Source organism: Actinomycetospora sp. 2LY8.5 (assembly GCF_057180585.1).
Map to the genome: position 1 here is coordinate 1 of NZ_JBXUHE010000090.1, position 4802 is coordinate 4802.

The 4802-nt window shown below is 70.2% G+C and carries 5 protein-coding genes and 2 pseudogenes; 3 read left to right on the forward strand and 4 right to left on the reverse strand.

Annotation, left to right across the window (positions count from 1 at the left end; translation table 11 throughout):
* Window positions 1-156: 156 nt before the first annotated feature.
* Together AC2A1K_RS35435 and AC2A1K_RS35440 are read right to left on the reverse strand one after the other, a co-directional pair.
* Window positions 157-759: a PASTA domain-containing protein gene (locus AC2A1K_RS35435; RefSeq protein ID WP_483901045.1), complete on the reverse strand. Its 603-nt coding sequence runs from the start codon at window positions 757-759 to the stop codon at window positions 157-159.
* Between the two features lie 225 nt (window positions 760-984).
* The gene (locus AC2A1K_RS35440; protein WP_483901046.1) at window positions 985-1386 is read right to left on the reverse strand and encodes a hypothetical protein; all 402 of its coding nucleotides are present in this window, start codon (window positions 1384-1386) and stop codon (window positions 985-987) included.
* 348 nt (window positions 1387-1734) lie between these two features.
* Between AC2A1K_RS35440 and AC2A1K_RS35445 the strand changes: the two are divergent.
* A pseudogene (locus AC2A1K_RS35445) lies at window positions 1735-1911 on the forward strand (hypothetical protein); the annotation flags it as partial.
* 112 nt (window positions 1912-2023) lie between these two features.
* Complete coding sequence (locus AC2A1K_RS35450) at window positions 2024-3076, forward strand: IS110 family transposase (RefSeq protein WP_483901047.1); 1053 nt, start codon at window positions 2024-2026, stop codon at window positions 3074-3076.
* A 155-nt stretch (window positions 3077-3231) separates the two neighbouring features.
* On the opposite strand, the gene AC2A1K_RS35455 is transcribed toward AC2A1K_RS35450, so the two are convergent.
* Window positions 3232-3870, reverse strand: coding sequence for a class I SAM-dependent methyltransferase (locus AC2A1K_RS35455; protein WP_483901048.1), 639 nt, complete (start codon window positions 3868-3870; stop codon window positions 3232-3234).
* Between the two features lie 490 nt (window positions 3871-4360).
* On the opposite strand from AC2A1K_RS35455, the pseudogene AC2A1K_RS35460 reads away from it, so the two are divergent.
* A pseudogene (locus AC2A1K_RS35460) lies at window positions 4361-4576 on the forward strand (IS110 family transposase); the annotation flags it as partial.
* Between the two features lie 14 nt (window positions 4577-4590).
* Here AC2A1K_RS35460 and AC2A1K_RS35465 read toward each other — a convergent pair.
* Window positions 4591-4802, reverse strand: a 212-nt coding sequence (locus AC2A1K_RS35465; protein WP_483898745.1) for an integrase core domain-containing protein, incomplete at its 5' end; no start/stop codon positions are given.

A 4802-nucleotide genomic window follows, 5' to 3' on the forward strand; every position in this document is an offset into this window, starting at 1 on the left:
CACCACCCAACCCGTTCGCAGCATCAAGGCCCACCGCCCGAGGAAGACCGGGCAGACCCATGTTTCCTAGGCCAGGTGTCAACGATGTCCTGAGACCGAACTGTCAACCATCTCCTGGGACTGGACAATGCGTCGCGCCGGTCGGAACGCCGCGCGTTAGCGTCGGACGAAGACGCAGTCGCCCGACACCTTGAACGCTGCGTCGGAGCTGCTGACGGTCACTGTGACAGGCCCGCCATCGTATTCGCCGTCGTTACTGATGATGGCATCGAACTCGCCGCTGAGGCTGCTGAGCCGCTCGTAGTAGCAGCGCGATGAGCCAGCTGCGGCACGGTACGTGCCGGGCCGAATCTCTCCAGGCTCGTTGCCTACTTCCCACGTGCCGCTGCCGAAGCCGGCGGGTGTTGCGGGAGTCGTAGACCTCGGTGTGTAAGACGGCGTTGAGTACGAGGGCGTGTAGGTCGATACCGGGACGAGGTAGAAGTCGATCCGAGTGTCGGCCGTGATCGGAGTGCCTGCAGGCGGCGTGAAGCTCTGAATCGTCCGGGAGCGGCTGGCCTCGCCGCCCGCAACGAACATATTGCGTGCCCCCGTCAGGCTCTTGAGCTGGCTGATGGCGGCGTCGACGGTGAGGCCGGTGATGTTGGGCATGACCGCGCTGGTGGACGCTCGCGGCTGACTCGTCACGCCGGAGCCTCCAGAGCTGCTGACTCCATGACCGACGAAGAAGGCGATGATTGCGGTCGCGGCGACGATCAAGAGGATCAAGCTCCTGCGACGGGGCCGCGGTGGTTCAGTAGGCAGAACATTCGGCGGGGCAGGAGGTTGGTCTATAAGGCTCATCAGTGCTGCTCCAGGCGCGGGATACGTGGTTCGCGCTCATCCGTTCGCCTGCGCAGCACGTGGCGTTATCAACTCTTTGGTCTTGTTCACTCGGTTGGGGCAGTCCAACAGGCCTGCTGGGCTACCGGCTGTAATGATGGCCTATCTCCTCTGGGTTACCGCGCTCGGGGTGGTGTTGATCTTCCCGAAGGTCACGACCTCGCGGTAGGCGGTGACGTCGGCGCCGACGCGAGCCATGCCATCGAGCGCGGCAACGTAGTCGGCGTGTATCTCATCGACGGTGACGTCCGTCGCGGTCGCGATCTGCCCCCACGTGGCGCCAGCCCTGCGGGCCGCATAGACGGTCTGCCACCGCCAAGCTGTGAGCAGCTCGACGAGCTCGGTGGCATCGCTAAGGGCGTCGAGTGGGTTGTTCTCGGGGGTGGCGGCGATGGCGTCGCGCAGCTTCGTACGCGCGTCGTCGGTGGTGACGCGGTCGAGGGCGCGGGTCAGGGTGTCGCGAGCGGACCAGTTCTCCCAGGTGGTGAGCAGGTCTCGCAGCATGATCGGCCTCCAAGCCCCAGATGGCCCGTGGGGCTGTCGGCCCCGGTCGGGGTGGCGGGGTGCTGCCCCCGCCACGCTTGGAGCGCAGGGGCACGGGCGCGGAGGCTCGCGGTCACTGGGGGCAAGCTCATCTGGCCGGCCCTGCCAGGGTCGGTGCGCTTCCCGGCCCGTCGGGTCATCGCCCAGGCTCGCCAGCTCTTCGAGGTCTTCCTTGACAAGCGCGAGGCCTGTCCGGGACGAGGCGCGTTGACCGGCGATGGGGTTGTGCGCCGCGAGCGCTTCAGTGACCGATCGGCAGCCGCGCCCGACCGGAGCGCTTGCCTGGTCGTGACGGGAGCAGCGAGGCCGATGAGCCAGCAGGAACGGGCCGAGAACAACAGCACAAGCACCGGCTCGGGCGAACCGCCGAGAGGTCCGGCGCGGTGGGCCGGGGCGGACTGGTCGTGGTCCGAGCACGCCGTGTGCGTCATCGACGACACCGGCACGGTGATCGCCCGTTTCGCCGTCGGGCACACCAAGACCGGGCTGGCGAACCTGGTCACCACGCTGGATCGCCACCAGGTCGATGGGGTCGCGATCGAGCGCGGCGACGGGCCGGTCGTGGCGGCCCTGCTCGCCGCCCGGCCTGGCGGTGTTCGTGATCCCGAGCCGGCAGGTCACCGCGCTGCGGGGTCGCTACAGCAGCGGCGGCAACAAGGACGACCGCTTCGATGCCTACCTGCTCGCCGACGTGCTGCGCACCGACCGCCGCCGCCTCACGGCGTTGACCACCGGCTCCGAGGCCACCGTGGCGCTGCGGATGCTGGTGCGCGCCCGCGCCGACCTGATCAAGGCCCGCGTCGCGGCGCACAACCAGCTGCGCGCGCACCTGCAGACCGCCCACCCCGGCGCGGTCGGGCTGTTCGCCGAGCTCGACGGCAAGACCTCGCTGGCGTTCCTGACCCGCTTCCCGACCCCGCGCCACGTGCGCTGGCTCTCCGAGAAGCGCCTCGCGACCTGGCTGAACAACGCGCACTACACCCGGTCGAACACCCGCACCCCGGCCGCGCTGCTCGCCCACCTGCGCCGCGCTCCCGCTGGGCTGGCCGAGGGCCCCGCCGCCGACGCGGCCGAAGCCATCACCGTCGAGATGGTGGCGCTGCTGCGCAGCCTGCGCGAACGCATCACGGCCCTTGAGGGCCACATCGAGACGGCCCTGGCCGCCCACGCCGATCAGGCCGTGTTCACCAGCCTGCCCCGCTCCGGGCGGGTCCGCGCCGCGACCCTGCTCGCCGAGATCGGCGACGCCCGCGGCCGCTACCCCACCGACGACGCGCTGGCCGCCACCGCGGGCATCTCCCCCTCGACCCGCGCCTCCGGACGCGCCCGCTACGTCGCGTTCCGCCGCGCCTGCAACTACCGGCTGCGCCAGGCCCTGGTCGACTTCGCCGACGGCACCCGCGCCGCGTCCCCCTGGGCTCAGGACATCTACACCCGGGCCCGCGCCCGCGGGCTGGGCCACGCCCACGCCATCCGGGTCCTGGCCCGCGCCTGGCTGCGCATCATCTGGCGCTGCTGGAGCGACCGCGTCCCCTACGACCCCGACCGTCACGAAGCCGCGCTCGCGGCCCGCCGCACACCGCCCACGGCCGCCCAGACCGCCCTCGCCGCGACCGGCCCACCCGTGACCAGCGTCGGCGTCGCTTCCTGATCGGGGCCACCTCCAGCCGCCCGCAGGCGGTGTCCAGGCTGGCCGAAGGCCACCCGAAGGGCACCGGCCTGGACACCGACAAGGACGGCCGGACACTGCCCACGACGGGAACGACCCACCATCACCCGCCGTGACCGCCACCTCGGTCGCGCGGCCTAGCGGCGGGCGAAGAGGACCGCGCCGGGCCGATCGGTGTCCATGTTGAGCTCCCACTGCGACTCAACCGTGAAGTCCGCGTCCCGCAGCCAGTCCGCCACCGTCTCCGGGCGGCGGCGGTGCCCATGGGTCCTGACCGCATCGTCGCGCCCCTCTGACTTCGCCTGTGACCGGGCGGCGACGTGGAAGCCGACCTGCATCGGGCCTCCCGGGCGCAGCACACGGTGGAAGTGGCCCAGCACGGCCGGCATCGCCTCGTCAGAGATGTGAATCAGCGACCACCAGGCGATCAGCCCTGACACCGAGGCGGCGGGGAGGTCCAAGTCCGTCATGGAGCCGACCTCGAATCTGAGCCCGGGGTGGTCGGATCGGGCCACCTCGATCATCCCCGGTGACAGGTCGATGCCGAAGGCGTCGACGCCGAGGCCATGCAGGTGGGCAGTGACGTGCCCGGGACCGCAGCCGACGTCGGCCACCAGTCCGCCGCCGGCGGCCAGCACCCGGTTCGCGAACAGGCCCAGGGCGGCGTTCAGGAACGGCTGCCGCCCTCCCAGGATGTCCCGCACGACGTCGGCATAGCCGGCCGCATCGGCGTCGTACATGCTTCGTGTCTCGGCCAACCCATCGTCCGCGCTCATGCCAGGCACGCTAATCCGTGATCATGACGTCCCGGCCGACGCCGAGAACACCTCCACCACCGGCGCGCGCCGGATGACGCTCACCGCGGGCAAGGGTTGACATGGGGTTGTCAAGAGCGGACGGAGTCCGTCGCGCAGCGATGCGCAGCACTCTTGATCGGGAGTCAGCCCGTGTGACGCTCCGGGGCCGGCAGACCGCCCGACGAAGTCGGGTCCATCGCTCTTCCCATGGCCGGCGCGGCCTAATGGGGCTTCCGGCCGAGACGCGAGAGGGTTCGGCTGGTAGCCGTCGGCGGGTGAGCACTCGTGCGGCCGGGACCGATCTTCGAGTCCTTGCTCAAGACCGTGCCCCCGCCGATGGTCGGGTGATCGTGACCGCTGATGGGGTGGCGTGCCCGCCCACGTCGAGGGGCGTGAGCACTGTCCATTAGGCCGCTGGTGATCTCCCGCGCGCTGCCGAAGACGCAGATCGGAAGGAAGGGGCGTTGGTGTGCTGTTCGTCGGCGACGACTGGGCCGAGGATCATCACGACGTGGAGGTGCAGGACGACACCGGACGTCGGCTGGGACGTGCTCGAGTGCCCGAGGGAGTGGCCGGTCTGGACCGGTTCCACGAGCTGATCGGGCGCTTCGGCGGCGAGGAGCTGACCGCACAGCAGGTCATGGTGGGTATCGAGACCGACCGCGGTCCGTGGGTCGCCGCACTAGTTGTACTCGGCCGTCACGTTGGTGACAGGCGGGTGATCGGGGCTCGGCCGCGGCAGGCGGTGTGGGGGCGTCGGGTGTTGTAGTACTCGATCCAGTCATCGAGGGCCAGGGTGCGATCCTGGTTGCTGGGGTAGGGCCGTCGGTAGGCCCACTCGCGGGCCAGGGTGCGGTTGAACCGTTCGACCTTGCCGTTGGTCCAGGGGCAGCGTGGCTTGATGAACTTCT